Source organism: Nonomuraea turcica (assembly GCF_030718205.1).
Lineage (GTDB): Bacteria > Actinomycetota > Actinomycetes > Streptosporangiales > Streptosporangiaceae > Nonomuraea.
Genome location: NZ_JAUZQF010000076.1, coordinates 1 through 2,035, shown reverse-complemented (window position 1 = coordinate 2,035; position 2,035 = coordinate 1). Strand labels below are relative to the sequence as shown.

The following is a 2,035-nucleotide window of genomic DNA, read 5'->3' as shown; positions in this document are numbered from 1 at the left end:
GGGGTCCGGTGATCAAGGGGCGGCAGACGATCCTGTGGTGCGCCTGGCTGGCCTGGTCGCGGTTTCGTGTGGTCATCCCGGTCTGGGACAAGACCATGCCGACGATTGCGGCCTGCCTGGATGCGACGTTGCGGCGGATCGGTGGGGTGCCGGCCTATGCGCTGACCGACAACGAGAAGACGGTCACCACTGACCACATCGCGGGGATAGCGGTACGCAACCCGGAGATCGTGGAGATCGCCCGGCACTACGGCATGACCATCCGCACCTGCGTGCCGGCCGATCCGGAGTCCAAGGGCGGCAGCGAGGCGACGGTGCGCATCGCCAAGGCCGACCTGGTGCCCACCGAGGTCAACCTGCAGGAGGAGTACCGCACGTTCGGCCAGTTGGAGGCGGCCTGCCGGGCCTTCGGCGAGGAGGTCAACGGCCGGGTGCACCGGGTGACCAAGCGCCGCCCGGTCGAGCTGCTGGCCGAGGAACGGCAGCGGCTGCACCCGCTGCCCAAGCAGCCGTTCACTGTCGCCTTCGGCAGCACTCGCCGGGTCTGCTGGGACTCCACAATTTCGGTGGAGGCGGTGCGTTACTCGGTGCCCCACGAGCTGATCGACTCCCGCGTCTGGGCGCGTTTCCATGGCGATGAACTCGTCGTCACCGCCGTTGCCGCCGACGGCACCGCGCGCGAGGTCGCCCGGCACACCCGCGGCCAGGCTGGAACCCCCGTCATCGACGCCGCGCACTACCCGCCCCGGGAGAACAAGGAAGCCGACCGCACCCCGAAGGCCACCAGCGCTGAGGAGGCCGCGTTCTTGATGATTGGCCCCGGCGCGGCCACGTGGCTGGTGGAGGCCGCGGCGGCGGGCACTCGCCGGGTCAAAGCCAAGATGGCCGAGGCCGTCGCCCTGGCCAAGCTCTACTCGACCGCCCAGGTCGACCGGGCACTCGGAACTGCCGCGCTGACCGGCCGCTTCGCCGACGCCGATCTGTTGTCCATCCTGGACTACCAGGTCAAACACGACAGCGACCAGCCCACCCGCGCCAGCGAGACCCACAGCCTGCAACCGGGCACCTCCGCCTGGGCCCACTTCGGCACCACCCCCACCGGCACCGATCTCGACGAGGACACCTTCTGATGGCCACCCCGCTGCGTTCCGTCCACGCCTCGACTGGCGACCCGCTCGCCGAGGCCGTCGAGCTCACCAAGCGGCTGAAGCTACCGCACATCCGCCGGGCGCTCGCTGATCTGATCCCCACCGCCAAGGCCCAGCGCTGGGATCCGGCCGAGGTGGTGCGCGTCCTGCTCGCCGAGGAAGCGGCCGGTCGCGACCGGGCCAACCTGCACACCCGCCGCCGGCGCGCGGGCTTCCCCGCAGGCAAGACCTTCGGCGACTGGGACGAGGGCGCCTCGTCCATCCCGCGCCCCACCCAAGATGCCCTCAAAAGCTTGGAATGGGTGCGAAGGCGGGAGAATCTGTGTGTCTGCGGGCCGTCGGGCACGGGAAAATCGCATTTCAGCGAGGCCCTCGGCCAGGCAGCGGTCGAGGCGGGGATGACGGTGGCCTGGTTCACCATCGAGGACCTCGGCGCCCTGGTCCGCCGTCACCGCGCCGACGACTCCATCGCTCGCGCGCTGGCCCGCGTCATCCGCTCCGATTTGATCATTGTCGATGACATCGGCCTGCTGCCGGTCTCACCAGACGCGGCCGAGGGCTTCTACCGGCTGGTTGACGCCGCCTATGAGCGCCGCTCGCTGGCCGTCAGCTCCAACCTGCACCCATCCGGCTTCGACGAGATCATGCCCAAGACATTGGCCACCGCCACCGTCGACCGACTCATGCATCACGCTCACATCGTGGTTACTCAGGGTGACAGCTTCCGACTCACCCAGGCCACCTCAGGACAGGGCGTCAAGCCCTTCACCTGACCCACGCATCCATCAACGGCGGGGAGATATCTGGCCGCCGTTGGGGACACCCTCATGGCCACCAGCGTGTGAACTATCTGGCCGCCAGCGGGGAGAGCTCAAAGGCCATTGACA

At 68.9% G+C, this 2,035-nt stretch carries 2 protein-coding genes; both read left to right on the top strand.

All coding sequences use genetic code 11. The features are described from left to right. The coding region (locus Q9G87_RS60220) for a Mu transposase domain-containing protein (protein ID WP_305925672.1) at positions 1–1,130 on the top strand (1,130 nt) is incomplete at its 5' end. After that, entirely contained in the window at positions 1,130–1,921 is a 792-nt protein-coding gene (gene istB / locus Q9G87_RS60215) for an IS21-like element helper ATPase IstB (RefSeq protein WP_305925671.1), read from the top strand. The genes Q9G87_RS60220 and istB, both read left to right, overlap by 1 nt. Positions 1,922–2,035 lie beyond the last annotated feature (114 nt).